The organism is Massilia sp. NBRC 108631 (assembly GCF_059704565.1).
Map to the genome: position 1 here is coordinate 1 of NZ_BAAKJE010000291.1, position 228 is coordinate 228.

1 rRNA gene is annotated in these 228 nt (G+C 47.4%); it reads right to left on the reverse strand.

Annotated elements, in window-relative coordinates:
- Positions 1–88 (reverse strand): 5S ribosomal RNA (gene rrf, locus AC6H42_RS31565); the annotation flags it as partial.
- Between the last annotated feature and the right edge of the window lie 140 nt (positions 89–228).

Genomic DNA, 228 nt, shown 5'->3' on the forward strand with positions numbered 1-228 from the left:
TGGTTGCAGCACTATCATCGGCGCAAAATCGTTTCACGGTCCTGTTCGGGATGGGAAGGGGTGGGACCGATTTGCTATGGTCATCAGGCTTTGACTTGTAAGCTTTGCAGCGCCCTGGCGCTGCAACAGCTTTAAAACTTGGAAGAATTCAGATTTATTATGTAGCGATTGCGTATCAACTACGCACAACATGCGCACTTCTCGCCTACAACTTATCAATGTTATAGG